This is a genomic window from uncultured Oscillibacter sp. (assembly GCF_947654275.1).
Taxonomy (GTDB): domain Bacteria; phylum Bacillota; class Clostridia; order Oscillospirales; family Oscillospiraceae; genus Oscillibacter.
Genome location: NZ_CANTJS010000021.1, coordinates 23,242 through 45,985, shown reverse-complemented (window position 1 = coordinate 45,985; position 22,744 = coordinate 23,242). Strand labels below are relative to the sequence as shown.

General features: G+C 60.3%; 22 protein-coding genes. 17 read left to right on the top strand and 5 right to left on the bottom strand.

Annotation, left to right across the window (positions count from 1 at the left end; all coding sequences use genetic code 11):
* Nucleotides 1–136: 136 nt before the first annotated feature.
* The 12 genes from pyrH (at nucleotide 137) to Q0063_RS07505 (ending at nucleotide 13,294) form a co-directional block, all read left to right on the top strand.
* A complete protein-coding gene (gene pyrH, locus Q0063_RS07560) occupies nucleotides 137–859 on the top strand; it encodes a UMP kinase (protein ID WP_297871368.1) in 723 nt (240 codons plus the stop codon).
* A gap of 115 nt (nucleotides 860–974) precedes the next feature.
* Nucleotides 975–1,532 carry a ribosome recycling factor gene (gene frr / locus Q0063_RS07555; RefSeq protein ID WP_297871380.1) on the top strand — a complete coding sequence of 186 codons (558 nt, stop codon included), beginning with the start codon at nucleotides 975–977 and terminating at the stop codon, nucleotides 1,530–1,532.
* A gap of 141 nt (nucleotides 1,533–1,673) precedes the next feature.
* On the top strand, nucleotides 1,674–2,390 hold the full coding sequence (gene uppS / locus Q0063_RS07550) for a polyprenyl diphosphate synthase (RefSeq protein WP_297871367.1): 717 nt from the start codon (nucleotides 1,674–1,676) through the stop codon (nucleotides 2,388–2,390).
* 133 nt (nucleotides 2,391–2,523) lie between these two features.
* Nucleotides 2,524–3,360: a TIGR02452 family protein gene (locus tag Q0063_RS07545; RefSeq protein ID WP_297871366.1), complete on the top strand. Its 837-nt coding sequence runs from the start codon at nucleotides 2,524–2,526 to the stop codon at nucleotides 3,358–3,360.
* Nucleotides 3,361–3,393: 33 nt separating this feature from the next.
* Nucleotides 3,394–4,194 carry a phosphatidate cytidylyltransferase gene (locus tag Q0063_RS07540; protein ID WP_297871365.1) on the top strand — a complete coding sequence of 267 codons (801 nt, stop codon included), beginning with the start codon at nucleotides 3,394–3,396 and terminating at the stop codon, nucleotides 4,192–4,194.
* A 14-nt stretch (nucleotides 4,195–4,208) separates the two neighbouring features.
* Complete coding sequence (gene dxr, locus Q0063_RS07535; protein WP_297871364.1) at nucleotides 4,209–5,369, top strand: 1-deoxy-D-xylulose-5-phosphate reductoisomerase; 1,161 nt, start codon at nucleotides 4,209–4,211, stop codon at nucleotides 5,367–5,369.
* Between the two features lie 21 nt (nucleotides 5,370–5,390).
* On the top strand, nucleotides 5,391–6,452 hold the full coding sequence (locus Q0063_RS07530) for an RIP metalloprotease (RefSeq protein ID WP_297871363.1): 1,062 nt from the start codon (nucleotides 5,391–5,393) through the stop codon (nucleotides 6,450–6,452).
* 43 nt (nucleotides 6,453–6,495) lie between these two features.
* A complete protein-coding gene (locus tag Q0063_RS07525) occupies nucleotides 6,496–7,014 on the top strand; it encodes a GNAT family N-acetyltransferase (RefSeq protein WP_297871362.1) in 519 nt (172 codons plus the stop codon).
* Nucleotides 7,011–8,048, top strand: a complete 1,038-nt coding sequence (ispG, locus tag Q0063_RS07520; protein WP_297871361.1) for a flavodoxin-dependent (E)-4-hydroxy-3-methylbut-2-enyl-diphosphate synthase — start codon at nucleotides 7,011–7,013, stop codon at nucleotides 8,046–8,048. Before Q0063_RS07525 ends, ispG begins: the two co-directional genes overlap by 4 nt.
* Nucleotides 8,049–8,085: 37 nt before the next feature.
* Nucleotides 8,086–12,171 (top strand): PolC-type DNA polymerase III, encoded by a 4,086-nt coding sequence (locus tag Q0063_RS07515; RefSeq protein ID WP_297871360.1) that lies wholly within the window; start codon nucleotides 8,086–8,088, stop codon nucleotides 12,169–12,171.
* 25 nt (nucleotides 12,172–12,196) lie between these two features.
* Complete coding sequence (locus Q0063_RS07510) at nucleotides 12,197–12,685, top strand: hypothetical protein (protein WP_297871359.1); 489 nt, start codon at nucleotides 12,197–12,199, stop codon at nucleotides 12,683–12,685.
* 96 nt (nucleotides 12,686–12,781) lie between these two features.
* Entirely contained in the window at nucleotides 12,782–13,294 is a 513-nt protein-coding gene (locus tag Q0063_RS07505; protein ID WP_297871358.1) for a ferritin, read from the top strand.
* 426 nt (nucleotides 13,295–13,720) lie between these two features.
* Here Q0063_RS07505 and Q0063_RS07500 read toward each other — a convergent pair whose 3' ends face one another.
* The 5 genes from Q0063_RS07500 to Q0063_RS07480 form a co-directional block, all read right to left on the bottom strand.
* A complete protein-coding gene (locus Q0063_RS07500) occupies nucleotides 13,721–14,116 on the bottom strand; it encodes a thioesterase family protein (RefSeq protein WP_297871357.1) in 396 nt (131 codons plus the stop codon).
* 45 nt (nucleotides 14,117–14,161) lie between these two features.
* Nucleotides 14,162–16,150, bottom strand: coding sequence for an extracellular solute-binding protein (locus tag Q0063_RS07495; protein ID WP_297871356.1), 1,989 nt, complete (start codon nucleotides 16,148–16,150; stop codon nucleotides 14,162–14,164).
* Entirely contained in the window at nucleotides 16,147–17,001 is an 855-nt protein-coding gene (locus Q0063_RS07490; RefSeq protein ID WP_297871355.1) for an ABC transporter permease, read from the bottom strand. The genes Q0063_RS07495 and Q0063_RS07490 overlap by 4 nt, the downstream gene beginning before the upstream one ends.
* Nucleotides 16,991–18,157, bottom strand: a complete 1,167-nt coding sequence (locus Q0063_RS07485) for an ABC transporter ATP-binding protein (protein WP_297871354.1) — start codon at nucleotides 18,155–18,157, stop codon at nucleotides 16,991–16,993. The genes Q0063_RS07490 and Q0063_RS07485 overlap by 11 nt, the downstream gene beginning before the upstream one ends.
* Before the next feature lie 239 nt (nucleotides 18,158–18,396).
* Nucleotides 18,397–19,359, bottom strand: coding sequence for an RluA family pseudouridine synthase (locus tag Q0063_RS07480; RefSeq protein WP_297871353.1), 963 nt, complete (start codon nucleotides 19,357–19,359; stop codon nucleotides 18,397–18,399).
* A gap of 178 nt (nucleotides 19,360–19,537) precedes the next feature.
* Between Q0063_RS07480 and Q0063_RS07475 the strand changes: the two genes are divergently transcribed.
* The 5 genes from Q0063_RS07475 to Q0063_RS07455 all read left to right on the top strand — a co-directional run bounded on the left by Q0063_RS07475 (nucleotide 19,538) and on the right by Q0063_RS07455 (nucleotide 22,723).
* Complete coding sequence (locus Q0063_RS07475) at nucleotides 19,538–20,023, top strand: hypothetical protein (protein WP_297871352.1); 486 nt, start codon at nucleotides 19,538–19,540, stop codon at nucleotides 20,021–20,023.
* An 84-nt stretch (nucleotides 20,024–20,107) separates the two neighbouring features.
* A complete protein-coding gene (locus tag Q0063_RS07470) occupies nucleotides 20,108–20,611 on the top strand; it encodes a DUF177 domain-containing protein (RefSeq protein WP_297871351.1) in 504 nt (167 codons plus the stop codon).
* Nucleotides 20,612–20,657: 46 nt separating this feature from the next.
* Entirely contained in the window at nucleotides 20,658–20,852 is a 195-nt protein-coding gene (rpmF, locus tag Q0063_RS07465) for a 50S ribosomal protein L32 (RefSeq protein ID WP_297871350.1), read from the top strand.
* Nucleotides 20,853–20,988: 136 nt separating this feature from the next.
* Nucleotides 20,989–21,330, top strand: coding sequence for a PadR family transcriptional regulator (locus tag Q0063_RS07460; RefSeq protein ID WP_297871349.1), 342 nt, complete (start codon nucleotides 20,989–20,991; stop codon nucleotides 21,328–21,330).
* Nucleotides 21,323–22,723 carry a permease prefix domain 1-containing protein gene (locus Q0063_RS07455; RefSeq protein WP_297871348.1) on the top strand — a complete coding sequence of 467 codons (1,401 nt, stop codon included), beginning with the start codon at nucleotides 21,323–21,325 and terminating at the stop codon, nucleotides 22,721–22,723. The genes Q0063_RS07460 and Q0063_RS07455 overlap by 8 nt, the downstream gene beginning before the upstream one ends.
* Nucleotides 22,724–22,744 lie beyond the last annotated feature (21 nt).

Below are 22,744 nucleotides of genomic sequence, written 5' to 3'. Positions count from 1 at the left end.
GAGTGGAAAAAAGAGCAAACAGGAGGTTTTGGAGACAAAATAGAAAATCTTTGAGAACCCCCTATGCAAAAGCGGAAAAATACGTTAAAATAGAAAAGCTGAAAACCCTGACAATTTTGAGATAGGAGGTCAAGCTATGGCGAACGAAAAGCCTGTATACCGCCGGGTTCTGCTGAAAATCAGCGGCGAGGCCCTTGCGGGAGATCAGCACAGCGGCCTGGACTTTGAGATGATCGGGCGGGTCTGCGACGTGGTGAAGGAATGTCTGGAGTTGGGTGTCCAGGTGGGACTGGTGGTTGGCGGCGGCAACTTCTGGCGGGGCGTCAAGGACGGCGGGGGCCGCATGGAGCGGACCAGAGCCGACCATATGGGAATGCTGGCCACGGTGATGAACTGTCTGGCGGTGGCCGACGTCTGCGAGCAGAAGGGCATCCCCGTCCGGGTCCAGACCGCCATTGAGATGCGTTCCATCGCGGAGCCCTATATCCGTTCCCGGGCAATCCGGCATCTGGAGAAGGGAAGAGTGGTCATTTTCGGCTGCGGCACCGGCAATCCCTATTTTTCCACCGATACCGCCGCCGTGCTCCGGGCCGCCGAAATCAGCGCGGACGTCATCCTGCTGGCCAAGAATGTGGACGGCGTCTATTCCGCCGACCCGGTCAAGGACCCCTCTGCCGTTAAATATGATTCCATCACGTATGACGAGGTCCTCTCCCGTCACCTGATGGTGATGGATTCCACCGCCACCTCTCTGTCCATGGATAACCATATTCCGGTTCTGCTCTTCGCCCTCAAGGACCCCCGGAACATCCTCCGGGCCCTCTGCGGCGAAAATGTGGGCACCATCGTCAGGGAGTAACCCACTGTTTTCTGTGAGACGGAGGGGACAGCCGAGGGGGCTGTCTCCGGTTCACAGATGAAAACGGGTCCGCCTCACGGATATGATTTTAAAATTCTGAAAGGAGCTTTTCATGATGTTAAAGGATGAATACAAGGTTTACGAGGAAAAGATGAAGAAGAGTATCGACTCTGTGGCCGCCGACTTCGCCTCTGTCCGGGCGGGCCGGGCCAACGCCGCCGTGCTGGACCGCATCATGGTGGACTACTACGGCAGCCCCACCCCCATCCAGCAGATTGCCGCGATTTCCTCCCCGGACCCCCGTTCTCTGGTGATTTCTCCCTGGGATGGTTCCATTCTCAAGGCGATTGAGAAGGCCATTCAGAATTCCGACCTGGGCATCAATCCCCAGAATGACGGCAAGTGCATCCGCCTGTCCTTCCCCCAGCTGACGGAGGAGCGCCGCAAGGATCTGGTGAAGCAGATTCGCAAGTATGCCGAGGGCGGCAAGGTGGCGGTGCGGAACATCCGCCGGGACGCCATGGAAAATTTCAAGAAGCAGGAAAAGAAGTCCGAAATCACCGAGGACGAGATGAAAATGGTGGAAAAGGACCTCCAGAAGCTGACGGACGACAGCTGCAAAAAGCTGGATGAGCTCCTGGAGAAAAAGGAAAAGGAATTGATGGCGGTCTGATGGCCGGGACGAAGAACGAAACGGGGCGGCTTACGCCGCCCCGCAGCTATGAAGCGGTGACAGCCGCCTGATGACAGGGCGGCGCGGAAAGGAGACCCTGAGGTCGTGCGTGTTAAATCTGAATCGGGAACAGGCGGCGGAATGAAAAAAATGCCGGTGCATATCGCAATCATCATGGACGGCAATGGCCGCTGGGCCACCCGCCGGGGTCTGCCCCGCACCGCCGGCCACAAGGCCGGGGCGGAGACGTTCCGCCGCATTGCCACCCACTGCAAGAACATCGGCGTGAAATACCTGACGGTCTACGCCTTTTCCACGGAGAACTGGAAGCGCTCGGAGACCGAGGTGTCCGCCATTATGGCTCTGCTGAAAAAGTATCTGCTGGAGGCGGTGGACACCATGGAGCGGGACCACATCCGCCTCCACTTCTTCGGGGACATGACCCCCATTTCCCCGGAGCTCCGCGCCCTGGCCCGGGAGACCGACGAGATTACGGAGCATCTTTCCAGCGATGATTTCCAGGCCAACGTCTGCCTGAACTACGGGGGCCGGGACGAGATTCTCCGGGCGGCCCGGCGTTTTGCCGCGGACTGCGCCGCCGGGACGCGAAGGCCGGAGGACCTGGACGAAGGGCTGTTTTCCGCCTATCTGGATTCCGCCGGCATCCCGGACCCGGAGCTGATTATCCGGCCCAGCGGGGAACAGCGGCTGAGCAACTTTTTGCTGTGGCAGTGCGCCTATTCGGAATTTTATGCGACGGACACACTGTGGCCGGATTTCGACGAGGCGGAACTGGACCAGGCCATTGAGGTCTTTCGGAGCCGGGACCGGCGCTTCGGCGGCGTTTCTCTTACCTGAACAGCCCTGATTCCGGCGGGCTGATATCGAAGGGAGCGCGTAAGCGCGAAAGGAAGCGTGGCGCGAAAAGGAAGCGTGGCGCGAAAAGGAAGCATGGCGCGAAAAGGAAGCACGGCGCGGGAGGGAGGAAAAAATGGATCGAAAAGCGATGGCCCGGGAAACCCTGGAGATTATGGACCGGGGCTTCTATACGCCGGAGGGCGGCGGACAGGAACGGATTTTCATTGGAGAGGACCTGAAGCAGTCCGTCCGGAGCAGCATCCTGATTACCCCCGAAGAGGGCGAAACCATACTGGAGGCCTACCGCGGTCCCGCCGGGCGTCCGAACCCGGAGACCCGGGTGGAAAACCTCTCCACGGTGGAGGCCCTGCGGGCTCTGGCAGCGGAGGGAAAAACCGGCGTCGGTGTGCTGAACTTCGCCAGCGCCAAGAACCCCGGCGGCGGCTTCCTCAACGGGGCCAATGCCCAGGAGGAGAGCCTGGCCGTCTCCAGCACCCTCTATCCCACCCTCACCGCCCATGAGGAATATTACAGGGAAAACCGCGCCCACCGCTCCATGATGTACCTGGATTACGCCATCTACTCCCCGGATGTGGTCTTCTTCCGGGACGGCGGATTCCGGCTGACCCCCGCGCCGGTCAGGGCGGACGTGCTGACCCTGCCCGCCGTCAACATGGGGCAGGTGCTTTTGAAGGGGGAGGACCCGGAGGAGGCCAGGCGGGTCATGCGGCGGAGAATGGGGCTGGCCCTGGCCATCTTCGCCCGGCAGGGGGCGCGCCATTTGATTCTGGGGGCCTTTGGCTGCGGCGTGTTCCGGAATGACCCCCGGGATATTGCGGCCTGGTGGAGGGAGCTGCTGGAGGGGGACATGGGAAAGTCCTTCGACTCGGTGTTTCACGCCGTCTATGACCGTTCCCGGGACCAGCGCTGCATCCGAGCTTTTCATGAATTTCAGGAATTTCAGGAATAAGCGTCCGGCCTGACTGCGAAGGGGGTTGATTTTTTGAAATCGAGAATTCTGGTGGCCGTGGTGGGCGTGCCGGTTCTGCTGTACGTGGTGCTGGCCGCGCCCCCTGTGGTGATGGAGCTGGCTTTGTTCATTTTAGCGGGCATTGGCGGCGATGAGCTGCAAAAATGCGTCAGTGGAAAGGATCAGAGGACCCCGCTGCCGCTGAGCGGACTCTGCGCCGGCCTGACGGTGTTCTGGTATTACAATTCGCCGGAGTTTGTGGAGGGCTTTTTTCTGCTGGCGGCCCTGGCGTTTTTTGGCTATGCCATTTTCAAGGGCGGCGAGGTGAAATTCAGCCAGATTATGGCGGGCCTCTTCGGGAGCATCGCCATCGGCTATTCCTTTTCCGCCTTCCTCCGGCTGGAGGCCTCCGGCGTCCATCGGGCCTGGCTGCTGCTGCCCTTCATCCTCAGCTTCGCCTGCGACACCTTCGCCTTTTTCTCCGGTCTCACCCTGGGGAAGCACAAGCTGGCCCCCAAGGTCAGCCCGAAGAAGACCATCGAGGGCTCCATCGGCGGACTGCTGGGGAATGTGGCCTGCGGCCTGCTGTTCGTCTGGGTGATGGACCGCTTTTTCGGCGGCAGCGCCATCGGCTACGGCCCCATGGCCCTGCTGGCCCTGGCCTGCGGCGTGGTGGCCCAGATTGGCGACCTGAGCTTTTCCCTCATCAAGCGGGAATTCGGCATCAAGGATTACGGCCGCCTCTTCCTGGCCCACGGCGGCGTGCTGGACCGGTTTGACAGCGTGCTCTTCGTGGCCCCGGTGGTTGAGATACTTTTCAGCTTTCTGAAATAGAATAGGGTATGGATATGAAAGAGGCAAGCAGGAACATTGTGGTCCTGGGATCCACCGGCTCCATTGGCCGGCAGACTCTGGACGTGGCGGAACAGCTGGGGCTGCGGGTGTCGGCCCTCACCGCCGATAAAAGCGTGGACCGGATGGAGGCCCAGGCCCGGAAGTTCCGCCCCGGGCTGGTTGTCATGACCGCCCCGGAAGCGGCCCGGGACCTGAAAATCCGCCTTGCGGACACGGAGACCAGGGTGCTGGCGGGCCCCGCCGCTCTGGAGGAGGCCGCCGCGGCGCCGGAGGCGGACACGGTGGTCACCGCCGTGGTGGGCATGGTGGGCCTGCGGCCCACTCTCGCCGCCATTGCGGCAAAAAAACGCATTGCCCTGGCCAACAAGGAGACTCTGGTCTGCGCCGGGGAACTGGTGATGGATGCGGCGGAGAAGAGCGGCGCGGAGATCGTCCCGGTGGACTCCGAGCATTCCGCCATTTTCCAGTGTCTCCAGGGCTGCGGGGACCGGCGGGAGATACGCCGGCTGATTTTGACCTGCTCCGGCGGGCCCTTTTACGGCATGAGCCGGGAAGAGGCGGGCAGAATGACAAGAGAGGACGCCCTGCGTCATCCCAATTGGTCCATGGGCCCCAAGATTACGGTGGACTGCGCGACCCTGATGAACAAGGGTCTGGAGGTCATTGAGGCCATGCGGCTTTACCGTCTGCCGCTGGAACAGGTGGACGTGGTGATTCACCGGCAGAGCATCGTTCACTCCCTGGTGGAATTCCGGGACGGGGCGGTGCTGGCCCAGCTGGGGACGCCGGATATGCGCCTGCCCATCCGCTACGCCCTGACCTACCCGGCCCGGGGCGAGAATCCGGCGGAGCCGCTGGACCTTCTGCGCTGTCCGCCGCTGACTTTTGCCCAGCCGGACCGGGAGACGTTCCCCTGCCTTCGTCTGGCGGAGGTTGCGGCGGTCAAGGGCGGGACGGCATGTACCATACTGAATGCCGCCAATGAAGAGGTAGTCCGGCTGTTTCTGGCGGACCGCATCGGGTTTGACGGCATCTTTCGGCTGACCACTGGGGCCATGACGGACATCCCGGTGGTGCTGAATCCCTCCCTGGAGGATATCCTGGCGGCGGACGGGGCGGCTCGGGACTGGGTTCTGAGCCATTGGAAATCTTGATAGTAGGAGCGTTTTTGCGGCATGACTTTCATCTATGTTCTGGCGGCCATTTTGATTTTCGGCCTGCTGATTGCCCTCCATGAGCTGGGGCACTTCACGGCGGCAAAGCTCTGCGGCGTAAGGGTGAACGAGTTCTCCATCGGCATGGGGCCCCTGCTGTGGCACAGGGAAACGGAAGAGACCCAATATTCTTTGCGGCTTCTGCCTGTAGGCGGCTTCTGTGCTATGGAGGGAGAGGACGAGGATACGGGTGATGAACGCGCCTTTGCCCGCCAGGGCTTTTGGAAAAAGCTGGTCATCCTGACTGCCGGAGCCTTCATGAATTTCCTGACGGGGGTGCTGATTCTCCTGGTGCTCTACGCCGGAGAGTCCGCCTTTTATGTGGACCAGATTGCGGGCTTTGCCGACGGCTTCCCCCTGGAGGGGGAGGACGGCCTGATGGTGGGGGATGTCATCTACAAGATTGACGGCTACCGCACCTACATGCGCCGGGATTCGGAGCTCTTCCTTCGGTATAATGACGGTCAGGGCGTAGATCTGGTGGTGCTGCGGGACGGGGAGAAGGTGACCCTGAAGGATTTTCCCATGTACCGGAGCACCTACGACGGCCAGGAAGGCAGGTTCGGCCTGTCCATCGGCGGTCTGGAGATTCCCGCCACGGCCTGGACCAAGCTCCAGTTCGGCTGGTATCAGGCCCTGGACTTTGTGCAGCTGGTGTGGTTCAGCCTCGTGCAGCTGGTGACAGGCAACGCGGGCATGAACGATCTCAGCGGCCCGGTGGGCATCGTCACTACCATCACCGAGGTGGGGGCGGCCTCCAAAACGGCCCTGATTGCGGTACAGAACATTGCCTATTTTGCCGCCCTCATTGCGGTGAACCTGGCGGTGATGAACCTGCTACCCATTCCCGCCCTGGACGGGGGCCGGATTTTCTTCCTGGCCGTGGATGCGGTGACGATGGCCCTTTTTAAACGGAAGGTGCCGGAGAAGTATCAGGCGGCGGTGAACGCGGCGGGACTGGTGATGCTGCTGGGGTTCATGCTTTTGGTGACGGTTCACGATGTGTTTAAGCTGTTCCAATGAGGGGGGCGCTGCAACAGATTGCGGCATAGAAGGAGAAAAGGGTATGGACTTTACACTGAGACCCTGGCGTCCGGAGGACGCCGCCGCCATTGTGCCTCATGCCAACGACCTGGCGGTGGCGGAGAATCTGCGGGACGTGTTTCCTCATCCCTATACGCCGGCGGACGCGGAGTGGTTTGTTGGCGACTGTGTGGAGCATGAGGGCGAGGGGAGACTGTGCCGGACCATCGTCATTGACGGCCAGGCGGCAGGCAGCGTCAGCCTGTTCCTGGGAAAAGACGTGTACCGGAAGAGCGCCGAGCTGGGCTACTGGCTGGGCCGCGCCTTCTGGGGAAGGGGCGTCATGACCCGGGCGGCGGGGCTGATCTGCGCCGAGGGCTTTCGGACCTGGGACATTGCCCGGATTTACGCCGAGCCCTATGCCGTCAATACCGGCTCCCGGCGGGTGCTGGAGAAGGCGGGCTTCACCCTGGAGGGAACCCTGCGCAGCAGCGTTTTTAAGAACGGAAGGCTGATGGATTCCTGTATTTACGGATTGCTGAGAGAGGAAGCGAAGGCATGACAAAACGCCTGATGGTGGGCAGGGTGCCGGTGGGCGGAGGCGCTCCGGTGAGCATCCAGTCCATGTGCAACACAAAAACCGACGACGTGGCCGCCACGGTGGCCCAGATCAGGGCTCTGGAGGACGCCGGGTGCGAGATCATCCGGGTGGCTATTCCGGACCAGGCGGCAGCGGAGGCGGTGGACCGCATCAAGGAGCAGATTTCCATTCCGCTGGTGGCGGATATACATTTTAATTACAAATACGCCCTCATGTGCGCGGAGCGGGGCATTGACGCCATCCGCATCAACCCCGGAAACATCGGCGGGGAGGACCATGTAAAGGCGGTGGCCGATACATGCCGCGGGAGGAAAATTCCCATTCGTGTGGGGGTTAACGGCGGGTCCCTGGAAAAGGAGCTGCGGGCGAAATACGGCGGCGTTACTGCCGAGGCGCTGGCGGAGAGCGCCATGGGTCACGTGCGGCTGCTGAACAAGTTCGACTTTGACGACATCTGCATCTCCGTCAAGTGCTCCGATGTGCCCCTGACCATGGCGGCCTACCGCATGCTGAGCGAGCGGACGGATTACCCCTTGCATCTGGGCGTCACCGAGGCGGGCACCCCCTCCATGGGCATGGTGAAATCCGCCATGGGCATCGGGGGCCTGCTCTGCCTGGGGATAGGCGACACCATCCGGGTCACCCTCACCGCCGACCCCATAGAGGAAATATATGCCGCCCAGAAGATTCTGCGGGCGGCGGGCCTTCGGAAAGAGGGGGTCAACCTCATCGCCTGCCCCACCTGCGGCCGGACCCGCATCGACCTGATTCCCATGGCGGAGGAGGTGGAACGGCGTCTGGCGGGCTGCAAAAAGAACATCACGGTGGCGGTGATGGGCTGCGCCGTCAACGGCCCCGGAGAGGCCGCCGCGGCCGATATCGGCATTGCCGGCGGCAGGGGAGAAGGGCTGCTGTTCCGAAAAGGTGAAATCCTTTACAAGGTCCCCCAGGAGCAGCTTGTAGACGCGCTGATGAAGGAGATTGAACAGCTGTGACCCCCCCTGCGGAAATGATAAGTTAGGAATTGAGGATATGTCGAGAAACATCCCGTTTTTTGAAATGTTCGCAGAGCTCCAGGCGTCCCCGGAGCTACGGCTCAGGCTGGCGGGGGCGCTGCTGACCTATGCCCAGATCAGCCAGAAGGACCTTTCCATAGAGCTGCGCCTGACCGTCCGGGACGCATTGACCCCGGAGGAGCTCCAGTCCCTGAAATCCATGATTGGAGCGGTTTACGGCTTCAGCCATGTGGAGATCGCGGAGACTGTCGCGGAGCCGGAGCATGACGTCTGGCCCGGCGGCGGTCAGGCGGAACAGGCCGGCAGGCTTGAGAAATCGGAGAAACCGGAGAAGCCGGAGAAACCGAAAAAACCGGGCGGCGGACCCGCCGCCGGGCAGCGGCCCTCCGACGGAAAAGCGAAAAAAGGGTCCCGGAAGAATCTCACGGCGCTGCTGGGGAACCCCATTAAGGGCCGCCCCATTCCCATGAAGGAGCTTAACCTGAAAATGGGGGCCGCTGTGGTGGAGGGGAAGGTGTTTGCCTTTGAGTGCCGGGAGACCCGGCGGCCCGGAATGTGGCGGCTGAGCTTTGACATGACGGACTACACCAATTCCGTCACCGTCCAGAAGAATCTCACCGCCAAGGAGGCCCAGAGGCTGGAGCGCTCCATCCACACCGGCATGTGGCTGCGGGTTCAGGGAAAAATGGAGCCCACTTGGGATGGAAAGGATATCCAGCTGAACCCGCTGCATATCAACGAGGCCGAGCACGACGCCCGGCAGGACACTGCCCCGGAGAAGCGGGTGGAGCTTCATCTGCACACCCAAATGAGCAATATGGATGCCCTCACCGATACCAAGGAGGCTGTAAAAACGGCTATCCGCTGGGGCCATCCCGCCATTGCCATTACGGACCACGGCTGCGCCCAGTCCTTCCCCGCGGCCTGGAAGGCGGCGGGAGATAAGATTAAAATTCTCTACGGCGTAGAGGGCTATTTCATCAACGATCTGGACGACCGGCTGGCGGTCCACGGCCAGGGAGACGGCTCCCTGGAATCGGAGATTGTCTGCTTTGACATTGAGACCACCGGCTTGAAGGCAAACCGGGACGCTATCATCGAGATCGGCGCGGTGGTGCTGCGGAACGGGGAGCTGGCGGAGGAATTCCAGACCTTTGTGGACCCGGAGCGCCGCCTGATGCCGGATACCATCGGCCTCACAGGCATCACTGAAGAAATGCTGAAGGGCGCTCCCTCTCTCAGGGAGGCGCTGGAGGCGTTTTTGAAGTTCGTGGACGGACGGCCTCTGGCGGGGCACAACGTGGAGTTCGACATCAGCTTCATCCGGGAGGGCTGCGCACGGGTGGGGCTGGCCTTCCGTCCCACATATGTGGACTCTCTGATTCTGGCCCAGAATCTGCTGCCGGAGCTGAAAAAACACAAGCTGGATATTGTGGCGGAGCATCTCCAGCTGCCCGCCTTCAACCACCACCGGGCTTTGGCGGACGCCGGGGCGGTGGCCTATATGCTGCCCCATTTCTGGAAGCGGCTCCATGAGTCCGGGGTCCATACCATTCAGGCCATCAACGCCGAGATGGAAAAGCTGCGGCCCCAGGGGAATCGGGTCAAGCGGAGACCCAAGCATATCATTCTTCTGGCCCGGAACAAGACGGGTCTGAAAAACCTCTACCAGATGATTTCCGCCTCCAACCTCAAATTTTTCCGCCAGAAGCCCCTGATACCCAAGAGCTTTCTGAACCAACACCGGGAGGGGATCATCGTCGGCTCCGCCTGCGAGGCGGGAGAGCTGTTCCAGGCGGTGAAGGATTTCAAGGACTGGGACGAGCTGAAGCGCATCGCCTCCTATTACGATTACCTGGAGATTCAGCCCATTTGCAACAACATGTTCATGCTCCGGAAGGGCGAGGTCCAGACGGAGGAGGACCTGCGGAATTTCAACCGCACCATTGTCCGCCTGGGGGAGGAGCTTCAAAAGCCCGTCTGCGCCACCGGAGACGTTCACTTTCTGGAGCCGGAGGACGAGGTATACCGCCACATCATTCTGGCCTCGAAAAAGTATCCGGACGCCAACGAGTCCCTGCCCATCTACTTCAAGACCACGCAGGAGATGCTGGAGGAATTCAGCTACCTGGGGGAGGAAAAGGCCTATGAGGTGGTGGTGGCCAATACCCGGCTGGTGGCGGACCAGATTGAGACCTTTGAGCTGCTGCCGGGGGACCTGTTTCCCCCCCGGCTGGAGAACTCCAGAGAGGACCTGAACCGTCTGGTCTGGGAGAAGGTGCACCGGCTCTACGGCGATGAGCCGCCCCAGCTGATTGTGGACCGGCTGAATGTGGAGCTGGGGGGCATTCTGGGAAAATACGACGTGGTGTATATGTCCGCTCAGAAGCTGGTGCAGCGGTCCCTGGAAAACGGATATCTGGTGGGCTCCCGGGGCTCCGTGGGCTCGTCCCTGGCGGCCTATATGTCCGGCATCACGGAGGTGAACTCCCTGCCGCCCCACTACCGATGCCCCCAATGCAGGAACAGCGAGTTCATTCAGGACGGCTCCTATGGCTGCGGGGCGGACATGCCGGATAAAACCTGCCCTGTCTGCGGGACGCTGTATGAAAAAGACGGCTTCGACATACCCTTTGAGACCTTTCTGGGCTTCGGCGGCGGCAAGGTACCGGATATCGACCTGAATTTCTCCGGCGAATACCAGGCCCGGGCCCATCGCCACGCCATTGAGATGTTCGGCGAGACCCAGGTTTTCCGTGCGGGCACCATCGGCACCCTGGCGGATAAGACCGCCTATGGCTTTGTTAAGAAGTATCTGGAGGAAAACGGCCTCACCGCCTGCCGGGCGGAGGAAAACCGGCTGACCCAGGGCTGCGTGGGAGCCCGCCGGACCACCGGCCAGCACCCCGGGGGACTGGTGGTGGTGCCGGACGACATGGACATGGAGGACTTCTGTCCCGTCCAGCACCCGGCGGACGCAGGGGAGTCCGACACCATCACGACCCATTTTGAATATCACTCCATGGAGGCCAACCTGCTGAAGCTGGATATGCTGGGACACGATGACCCCACCATGGTGCGGATGATGCAGGACATCACCGGCGTGGATCCCCAGAAGATTCCCCTGGACGACCCGGATACCATGTCCATTTTCACCTCCAGCAAAATTCTGGGCTATGAGAACGACGAGGTCCTGGGTCCCACCGGGGCGGTGGCCATTCCGGAGTTCAACACCAAGTTCACCCGGCAGATGCTGGTGGACACGAAGCCCAAGGATTTCAATACCCTGGTGCGGCTGTCCGGCTTCTCCCACGGTACCGACGTATGGGCGGGCAACGCCCGGGAATTGATCCTCAGCGGAACGGCCAGCGTTCTGGAGACGGTAGGCTGCCGGGACGACATCATGCTCTATCTGATTTCCAGGGGCCTGGACCCGAAGATGAGCTTCAAAATCATGGAGTCCGTCCGAAAGGGAAAGGTCAAGAAGGGCGGCTTCGAGGACGGATGGGTGGAGGCTATGAAAGAACACGATGTACCGGACTGGTATATCGATTCCCTGGCAAAAATCGGTTATCTGTTCCCCAAGGCCCACGCCGTGGCCTATGTCATGATGGCGTTTCGGATTGCCTGGTACAAGGTGCACAAGCCCCTGGCCTTTTACGCCACCTTCTTCTCCGTCCGGGCCAAGGCCTTTGACGCCGAGTTCTGCTGCGCCGGAAAGGACGCGGTGAAGCGGAAAATCCGGGAGATTGAGAACAATAAAAGCGCCACCGCCGTGGAACAGAACCTGATGACCACCCTGGAGGTCTGCTATGAGTTCTACCTTCGGGGCTTCCACTTCGACACCATCGACATCTACCGTTCCGATGCGACCAGGTTTGTCATTACGGACAACGGCCTTCTGCCGCCTTTTACCACGGTTCACGGCCTGGGCGAGGCGGCGGCGCTGGACACGGTGGAGAAGCGGAAGGGCAGGGAGTTTATCTCCATCGACGAGTTTTCCACCTGCTGCAATAAGCTCTCCAAGACCCACATTGAGCAGCTGAAGGCCCTGGGGGCCTTCGCGGGGATGCCGGAGACGAGTCAGATGACGCTTTTCTAAATGGACCAAAAAGGAGGCCGCGGGTGTGTGGATGCCGGTTTCGGCGCTGCTTCTGTCATGCGTTCTGGCAGTTCTTTTTGCCTGCCTGCTGCTTGGCTTCTGGACGCTGTTCGGGGCAGGCATCCTGCGCCTGCCGCTTTACCTTGCGCCCCGTCTGACGGCGGCATACCGGCTGAGGCGGTTCCTCCGCTCCGGCAAAAAGGTCCGGGTGGCCGGCTTCGGGGACCCGGAAGCGGGGGAGGAGCCCGGTTTTTATCTGGTGTTCGATGGGACGCCCCGGCAGGACAGCAGGCTGACGGCGCTCCTGTTTTCTGAAATCGAGCCCCGGAGTCTTGCTGAAAACGCGGCGGCTTTTCAGGGAATTCAGGGAAGGACGGCGGAGGCCTACTGTTACTTGAACAGCCTGACAGGGGTTCAGCTGACAGGAACGCTGGAGGCGGGGGATGACGGGCTTCGCCTCCTCGTCCGCAGAATCAGGCTCTCCGACAGGAAAAAGGAAATTTTCCTCAAATGAGGACGCGGGAGAACAGCTTTGTGTATTTTCGTTATGGACTTCCGGAGGAAAAGGGTGTATACTTGGATGTCGAAAAAACGAAAGGAGCGTACCGTAATGCTGAGCGAAAAAGTTGCCGCCCTGCTGAATGAGCAGATCAACAAGGAGTTTTACTCCGCCTATCTCTATTTGGATTTTTCCAACTATTTTGAGGCCCGGGGTCTGGACGGTTTTGCCAACTGGTATAAGATCCAGGCCCAGGAGGAGCGGGATCATGCCATGCTCTTCTATCAGTACCTGCACAACAACAACGCCAAGGTGACCCTGGGAGCCATTGCGCAGCCGGACAAGGAGCTGAGCAGCGATATGGCGGTGCTCCAGGCCGGTCTGGAACATGAGCTGTATGTGACCGGCCTGATTAACGAGATCTATGCCGCCGCCCATGAGGTGAAGGACTTCCGGACCATGCAGTTCCTGGACTGGTTTGTGAAGGAACAGGGCGAGGAAGAGGACAACGCCAACGACCTGATTTCCAAGATGGAGCTTTTCGGTTCCGATCCCAGGAGCCTGTACATGCTCAACAGCGAGCTGGCCGGCCGGGTGTACAGCGCGCCGTCTCTGGTGCTGTAAGGCAGAGAGAAAACACAGTGAAAGCGAAGGGCCCGAGAGATACGTCTCGGGTCCTTTGACAGGCTGAGGCCGCCCCTTCGGGCGGCCTCCTGTGTTATGCGGCGGGCGTTCAAAGTCCGAAATCCTGAAAAATACCGTACCAGTAGACCTGACAGCGGGTACGCGCCAAGGCTTCGCTTGATATCCTCTCTCCGTTTTTGCGCCTCTTATACAGGTCCAGCATGGGAGAAAAGTCATTTTCCGAGAGCCGCCGCCGACCGCTGATGCTGCTTTTGGGGTCATGGCTCCTGCCTGACTCCACATAGATGGTTCCGCCTTTTTCATAGGCATAAAACCAGCGGGGCCTGTACCCAGGGCGGACGGGAGCGGTGGGAATATCTCGAGGGCTCGTGTGCAGCTCAGCCGCAATCTCCTGATAGGACGCCATCAGCCATCCAGCTTCCCGTTGCACCTGGCCAGAAATCTGTCGTTGTTGATAATGGCCCTGGTGTGGGTCCCCTTGCCGATGGGGCCCTTTTCGTCCCAGGCGCTGACCTTGAAGTCCACCATTTTGCCATTCTCCGAGACGCTGATGATTTCCGCCTCGGCCCAGACCTTCATGCCCACAGGGGTGGGGGCGTCGTGGCTGATGTCCAGACGGGTGCCCACGCTGCCCTGCTCCTCAGTCAGAAAGGTCTGGAGGGCCGTCAGGGCGGCGTTTTCCATCATGGCCGCCATAAAGGGCGTACCAAACACCGGCAGGGTCCCGGAGCCTGCGGCGGCTGCGGTGAGCTGCTGGGTGACTGTCTGTTCCAGCTGGCATTTTGTTCCAATCATAATCATGGTGAATCTCCTTCCGTGCCGCAGGAAAGGGCGGCATTTGTTTTGTCAGATACCCAGCTCTGTCCAGAGCTCGTTGTACAGCTGCCGCGTCTCGAAGGGCAGAACCAGATAGGCCTCGCAGCGATCCAGCACCTCCGGAGGGGCGGCGATGATGTCATAGTCCGCCTGATCCAGCTCCTCTTCGTACAGCTCCTGATAGTAGGCGGGATACTGCTCCAGGGCCTCCTGATTGGGGGAGCCGTACCAGAGGTAGTCCATGTTGGCAAGGTTTGCCTCTGTGGAGGCGATGAAGTTGATCCAGGCCATGGCCTCGTCATAGTGGGGGGCGTCCTTCAGCACGCACATGGCGTCCATGAACCAGTTGGAGCCCTCCTCCGGCACTGCAAAGCAGAGGTCCTCGTTATTTTCCCGCATGGTGAGGTAGTCCCCGGCGTAGTATACGCCGATGGCGGCGTTGCCGCCCTCCAGCTTCTGGAAAATCTCGTCCATGACAAAGGACTGATAGACGCCCCGGTTTTTCGCGTCCTTGAGAAGCTGGAAGGCTTCCCGCAGCTCCGCTTCGTCGGTGGTGTTCAGGGAATAGCCCAGATAGCCCAGGGCCGTGGCCATGGCGTCCCGGGAGTTGCGGAACATCAGCACGTTTCCGGCATACTGGTCGTCGAAGAGGACGGACCAGCTGGTAACGGGCTCGTTCACCATGGTTTCATTATAGATGATGCCCACGGTGCCCCAGGCATAGGGAACGGAATAGCGTTCCTCAGGGTCGTAGGTCAGGCCCTTAAAGCGGTCCGAGATGAGAGCGTAATTGGGAATCTGGCTGAAATCCAGCTCCGACAGCATGTCTTCCTCAATCAGCTGGGAAATCATGTAATCGGAGGGAACGATGACATCATAATCTCCCGCGCCGCTTTTCAGCAGGGAGTAGAGGGTTTCATTGCTCTCGGCGGTCTGGTAGTTGACGATGATGCCGGTTTCCTCTTCAAATTGGGTAATCAGATCCTCGTCGATATACTCGCCCCAGCTGCATACATTGACCACCGGCTGTGCGTTGGTGGCCCCGGTAAGGAGCACCACCGCCGCCAGGAAGCAGGCCGCCAGGGCCCCCGCCGCGCCCCGGCGGAGCCTCCTGCCGCGGGGCGTGTCAAAGAACTGGCTGAAACGGCTGGAGACGGGCCTGTGCTCCTCTCCTCTCCGCTCCGCCCGGGCCTCCCGAAGGTTGACCACCACCAGCAGAGCCAGCACCGTGATAAAGAGCAGAGTGGATATGGCGTTGATCTCCGGCGTCACCCGCTTTTTCGTCATGCCGTAGATGGTCATGGCCAGGGTGGAGGAGGAGGAACCGGCGGTGAAATAGCTGATGATGAAGTCGTCCACGCTCATGGTGAAGGCCGTCAAAGCGCCGGAGGTGATGCCGGGCTTGATTTCCGGCAGGATGACCTTCCAGAAGGCCTGCATCCAGGTGCAGCCCAGGTCCATGGCGGCGTCCACCAGGTTTTTATCCATCTGCCGCAGCTTGGGTCCCACGGAGAGAATCACGTAGGGGATGTTGAAGGTGACGTGGGCAATCAGAAGCGTGCCGAAGCCCAGAGTCAGCCGCTCCGGCAGGACGATCAGGCCCTGAACGCCGTTGAACCAGATGGCAAAATCACTCCAGAAGGTGAAGAAAGCCACGAAAAACAGGCACATGGCTACGCCCGTCACAATGTCGGCGTTCATCATGGGGATGTTGTTCACCGTGTTCAGCAGGTTCCGGGACCGCCGCCGGAGGCTGTAGAAGCCGATGGCGGCGAAGGTGCCGGCCACGGTGGCGATGGCGGTGGCCAGCAGGGAGACCAGCAGCGTCGTGTAGACGCTGCGCATGATCAGCCGGTTGCGGAACAGCTCCCGGTACCAGTCCAGGGAAAAGCCGCTCCAGACGACATTGCTGTTGCCTCTGTTGAAGGAGAAGACAATCAGAAGGAAAATAGGGGCGTAGAGGAAGAGGAACACCAGGGCGGTAAAGACCCGGCTCACAATCGAATTCCGGCGTTTCACAGCATCACCGCCTGTTCCTCGCCCTCACCGAAGCGATTCATCACCACCATGCAGACCACGACAATCAGCATCATTACCAGGGAGATGGCGGCGCCCAGCTGGGGGTTGTAGGCTCCGCCCAGGAACTGCTGTTCAATCAGGTCCCCCAGAATCATCTCCGTGCCGCCGCCCAGCATTTTGCTGATGGCAAAGGTGGAGACCGAGGGGACGAAGACCATAGTGATGCCGGAGAGGACCCCCGGCAGGCTCAGGGGCAGAATGACCTTGCGGAAGACACTGAGGGCGTCGGCCCCCAGGTCCCGGGCCGCCTCGATGAGGGACCCGTCCAGCTTGACAATGACGGAGTAGATGGGCAGAATCATGAAGGGCAGGTAGTTGTACACCATACCCAGAATCACAGCCCCCTGGGTGTTCATCATGGGGAAATAGCTCAGCTCGGTTCCAAAGAGGCTGTTGTACAGGTGAATCAGGCCGATTTTCTGAAACAGCCGGTTCAGAAGTCCGTTGTTTTCCAGAATGGACATCCAGGAATAGGTCCGCAGCAGAAAGTTGATCCACATGGGCAGCATGATGAGCACCATGGCGGCCCGCTGGAAGCGGGGCCCCTCCTTGCTCATGACATAGGACACAGGGTAGCCGATCAGCAGGCAGATCAGCGTGGCAATCAGGGCCAGCTTGAAGGAGCGGCCGAATACCACGGCATAGGTGCCCATCCGGGCGAAATTGTCCAGAGTGAAGCCGCCGGCGTCGCTGGAAAAGGCATAAATCACCACCAGGACAATGGGGGCCACCACGAACAGGGCCATCCAGACCACATAGGGGACGGCAAACCGGGAGAGCTTATGATTCATCCCCGCTGCCCTCCTCCGGCTCCACCACATCCAGCTCGTCGTATTCGTCCGAGAAGGAGGAATAATCGCCAAACATGCCGGAATACGGGCTCTTTTTCATGACATGGATGCCGTCGGGGTCAATCTTGATGCCGATGCGGGCGCCCACGGGAGAGTGGTCCGTGGTCTGAATCAGCCACTTGAAGCCCCGGAAATCCACAATGATGTCGTACTGCATCCCCTTGAAGGTGACGTTGGTGACGGTGCCGGTCAGCTGGCCCTGCTCCACAGGAACAATGTCGATGTCCTCCGGGCGGATGACCACATCCACCGGCTCGTTTTCGGCAAAGCCCCCGTCCAGACAGGGGAACTGACGGCCATACATCTGAACCAGGTGGTCCTGAACCATCAGCCCGTCGATGATGTTGGACTCCCCGATAAAGTCCGCCACAAAGGCGTTTTTCGGCTCGTTGTAGATATCCTCGGGGGTGCCGATCTGCTGGATGGAGCCCTTGTCCATGACAACGATAGTGTCGGACATGGTGAGGGCTTCCTCCTGGTCATGGGTGACATATATAAATGTGATGCCCACCTGCTGCTGAATGCGCTTCAGTTCAATCTGCATGTCCTTCCGGAGCTTGAGGTCGAGGGCGCCCAGGGGCTCGTCCAGCAGCAGCACCTTGGGCCGGTTTACCAGAGCCCTGGCAATGGCCACCCGCTGCTGCTGGCCGCCGGAGAGGGCGTCAATGCGCCGGTTTTCAAAGCCCTTGAGGCTGACGGCTTCCAGCATCTCCATGACTCTGGAGCGGATTTCCTCCTCCGGAAGCCGGTTCCTCCGTTTTCCGGAGGCGTCCGGCAGACGCTGCATCCGAAGACCAAAAGCGATGTTCTCAAATACGTTCAGATGGGGAAACAGAGCGTATTTTTGGAACACCGTGTTGATCTGCCGCTTGTGAGGCGGGACATCATTGATCCTCACACCGCCGAACAGAACGTCTCCCGACGCAGGGGTCGTGAAGCCGCCGATAATCCGCAGCGTGGTGGTTTTGCCGCACCCGCTGGGTCCAAGCAGTGTGAGGAATTCTTTGTCATTGATGTAGAGATTTAAGTGATCGAGAACCAGCTCGTCGTCGTACGCCATGCAGAGATCCCGCAGGCGAATCAACTCTTTGGACATGTATCCTCCCCCGTTTCATTGTTTGTTTCGCCCCAAACCGAACGCGGTTCCGGCTGCTCTTGATAAAATTCAAAAACACGGGCCCTGCCGGGAACACAGGACCGGGATGGGACATTGATTTTCAGCCTCTTTCCTCTGTTGAGTTTTGGGAAACTTTCTCGTCGAAATTCAGCAATGACTGCATGATAACGAAAGTGCCGGGAAATGTCAAGAGAATATCCGTTTTTTATGAACAATTTTTAACGAGACGGGAAATACTTTGTCCGGAAGGGCACGTCCTCCACCGTGAAGGTCCTGCCCCGCAGGTAGTTCAGCATTCCGGCGTCCGTGGGCAGGGAGAAGGCCAGCTGATAGGCGTACAGGGCCTGACGGGTCTCCTGATAGCGGCGGTTCACATCGCCCCTTCCATACTTTCCGTCTCCCAGCAGGGGACAGCCCAGGGCGGCCATGGAGACGCGAATCTGGTGGGTCCGGCCCGTCAGCAGCCGGCAGCGCACCAGGGACAGCTCCCCCCGGGTCTCCAGAGTCTCATAGAGGGTGACGGCGGTTTTGCCGCCGGGGACGGGACGGCGGTGGAAGGTGACCAGCTTTTGCGCCTCGTCCTTGGTGAGGAAGCCCTCGATTTTTCCGGCGGCGGGCTGAGGACGGCCCACCGTGACGCAGAGATAGGACTTTTCCAGCTCGTGGTCCCGGATTTTTTCGTTGAGAATCCGCAGGGTTCCGGCGTTTTTGGCCGCGATGACAATGCCGCCTGTGTTCCGGTCGATGCGGTTGCACAGGGCGGGGGCAAAGGCGTTTTCCTGCCGGGGGTTCCACTCCCGTTTCTGGTAGAGATAGGCCTGGATATGGTTGATGAGGGTGTTGACCTTTTCGGTTTCGTCGGCATGGACCACCAGGCCGGGCCGCTTGTCCGCCAAAAGCAGATTTTCGTCCTCATAGACGATGGTCAGACGGGGCTGAAAAATGGAGAGAAAGAGATTTTCCTCTCGGGGCTTGTCAAAGAACTCGTCGTTGATATATAATTGAAGCACATCCCCGGCCTGGAGCCGGACGTCCCGTTTGGAGCCCCTGCCATTGACCTTCACCCGCTTGAGGCGGATGTATTTTTGCAACAGGGCAGGGGGGAGAAGAGGCAGGTTCTTGGCCACAAAGCGGTCCAGACGCTGCCCGGCGTCATTTTTTCCAATGGTAAACTCCCGCATGACGGACCTCCTGAGGATATTTTGTCCATCATACCTGTTTTGGGGGAAAATGTAAAGGAGGAAAGCGGAGATGTCCGCGGGGATTTTCGGCCGGTTTTTTTCAGCCGGCGGCGGGACTTTGTATACAAGACGGTTAAGACGGCGGGGGAGACGCCCCGCCGGAGAAGGGGGAATCACCATGAGCGACATAAAGGCGGAAGCCCTGCTGGCCGCTGTCCGGGACGAGAAGCTCTGGATTGGGCGCTTTACCCAAACGGGCTACAAGGCCGCCTTTCAGGAGTACGAGGCCCGGTTCGGGCCTGCTTACCGGGAGGCGGTTCAAAGCGCCGGGGCGGAGGGACTTGGGTCCCTGACGGCGGCGCTGCTGAACGGCATGGAGGCGGACTGGGGCCGGCAGAGGCCCTGGAACCGCTCCCTGGCCCGGCTGAATACCCGACAGATGCTGGTTCAGTACCTCTCGCCGCTGCTGCTGAGTCTGGAGGAGCAGACGCCGGGCTGCCGGGCCCTGGCGGAGAGCCTGCGGGACGGATGGGCCGCCCGGTGGCCGAAGGAGACCTATCAGATGGCCACCTGGAAAGCCCTTCAGGGGGGATTCCGCAGGACGATTTTGGGTTTCCCGGTGCCGGAGGGCTTCGGCGGCGGGGGAAACAGAGATGAAATGTGAAAATCCCCGAAAAAACGAAAAAAATCATTTGACAACGGCGGAATCATCCCTTATAATACCATTTGTATCGTTACGAGGTAGCCTATGCTTTTTGATGTAAGACCAATTCTGCATACCCCCGGCAAACAGCTGGAGTTCCAGTTTGACATGGATCTTTCAGGCGTGGATTTTGACGGCCGGCGTCCCATCAGCCGCCCTGTGGCGGTGGAGAGCCGGGTCCGGAACACCGCCGGCCTGCTGGAGCTTTCCATGACGGTCCGGACCACGCTGGATGCGGTCTGCGACCGCTGCGGGAAGGAATTCCTCCAGGACCGTGAGATTGCTTACAGCTGTCTTCTGGCGGAGGAGCTCCAGAATGAGGAGAACGACGAGATCGTTCTGCTGGAGGATGGGAAGGTGGACGGGGAGGATTTGGCCCGGACGGCGCTGATCCTCGGAATGGATACGAAAACATTGTGTTCAGAAGATTGCAAAGGACTGTGTCCCCGGTGCGGCGCCGACCTGAACCTCGGCCCCTGCTCCTGCAAAAAGGAGACGGACCCCCGGCTGGCGGCCCTAGCCAAGCTTTTGGAGAACAATCAAGAATAAAGAGGGCCGGTTTTCCTGCCTTTTGTATGGTTAAGGAGGTGTCATCATGGCAGTACCCAAGGGGAAAGTATCCAAAGCAAGACGGGATAAGCGGCGCAGCTCCACCTGGAAGCTGGCGGCTCCCAACCTCGTCGTGTGCCCGAAATGCGGTGCGCTGCACCTGCCTCACAGAATGTGCCAGGAGTGCGGTACTTACAACGGCCGGGAAATCAAGACCGTGAAGTCCGTTGTGGCGAAATAAGGCGCGTGCTTTGGAAGAGGGAAGATGTTTCTTCCCTCTTTTCTTTTTTTCCTTAATGCGCCTTGACATAGATAGATTACCGATATATAATGAACGGCATAGTATATCGGTAATCTATCCATGAAAGGAGTCGCCTATGGAACTGGACAAGAGCCTGGTCAGCGGCAGTATGCCCCTGCTGGTGCTGAAGCTGCTGGAGGGCGGGGACCTCTACGGCTATCAGATGATTGAGGAACTGCGGAAGCGGAGCGAAGACGCCTTCCGCCTGAAGGCAGGGACGCTGTACCCCCTGCTTCACGGTCTGGAGGAAAAGGGTCTGGTCACCGCCCAGGAACGCCGGGCGGAGAACGGCAAGACCCGCCGGTACTACCACCTGACGGACCGGGGCCGGGACGCCCTCCGGGAGAAGGAGGACGCCTGGAATACCTACGCCCGGGCCGTGGGCCGGGTTTTGAAAGGGGGCGTTTCCCTTGCGTGACTATGGAACGATTCAGGGCTATCTGGAGACGGTCATGGAACAAATTCGCTGGAAGCGGGCCCGGCCCGTGGTGGCCCGGGAGCTGGAACAGCACCTGACGGACCAGCGGGACGCCTTTGTCAGGGAGGGGAAGCCGCGGGACGAGGCGGAGCGTCTGGCCGTAGAGGACATGGGGGACCCGGTGGAGGTGGGCGCAGCTCTGGACGCTATCCACCGGCCCCGGCCCCAGTGGGGGCTGCTGGGGCTGACGCTTGTTCTGGCGCTGGCGGGGGCGGTGCTGCGGGCGGTCTTCTGTGAAATCAGCGGCGGCGTCAATGCCGGTCACATTGCCGTGCCGGCAAGGGCGCTGGCCTCCCTGGGTCTGGGGACGGCGGCGCTGCTGGGGATGTACTTCCTGGATGTCTCCCGGCTGGTCCGTCATGCCCGGGCCGTGTACATCGGAGCCCTGGCGGCAGGTCTGCTGACACTGTTCCACTTTCCCCATGTGGGCAACTGCGCCTACTACACCCGATATGTGGTTTTATTCTATCCCGTCGCCTATGCGCTGGCGCTCTACCGATTCCGGGGGAAGGGCTGGAAAGGATTTCTGCTTGCTGTGCTGAGCGGCGTTCCTCTGGCGGCGGTCTGCTGCCTCGCCCCCAGCATGACAGGGCTGCTGATTCTGCTGTTCTCCGGTCTGGCGCTGACGCTCTGCGCCGCCGGAGGGGACTGGTTCGGCGTGGGCCGGTGGAAGGGCGCCTGTGCGGCGCTGGCGGTCCCGGCGGTTCTGTTGACCGGGCTGATTTCCAGGGGGTATCTCAACTCTTTCCGGCAGCGGCTGGCGATTGCCCTCCATCCGGAGATGGACCCTTTGAACAAGGGCTATCTGGGCGGGATGCTCCAAAGCTTCTGGCAGGATGTGCCGCCCCTGCGGCAGTATGGAAGCGTCGGGGCCGCCGTCCATGCCGGGGCACGGGTGCGGATTTATACAGATAGCGCCGGTATGCCGGGGAACACCATGCCCCATTATTACAGCAGCGATTTTCTCCCCGCTTCCATGGCCGTCCTGTGGGGCTGGCTGCCCCTTCTGCTCATGCTGGCGGCGCTGGCGGTCCTGCTGGTCTGGCTGCTGGTAAAAGGCCTGCGGCAGAGCTGTCTGCCGGGCCGTCTGGTGGTGCTGGCGGTGGTGGTGACTCTGGCGGTTCAGACGCTGCTGGCGGCGGCGCTGAATTTCGGCTTCGTCCTCTTCTCCGCCGGTCTGCCTCTGGTGGTGGGGAATCTGCAAACAGTGGTTGACCTGGCCCTGATTGGTCTGGCCCTGTCGGTGTTCCGGGGGGCGTCCATCGCCCGGGAGGAGCCGGAGAAGCCCCTGCGGCAGCGGAAGCGCCTGCGGATTCGGGTGGAATACCAGTAATTGGATACCAGAAAAAACCGC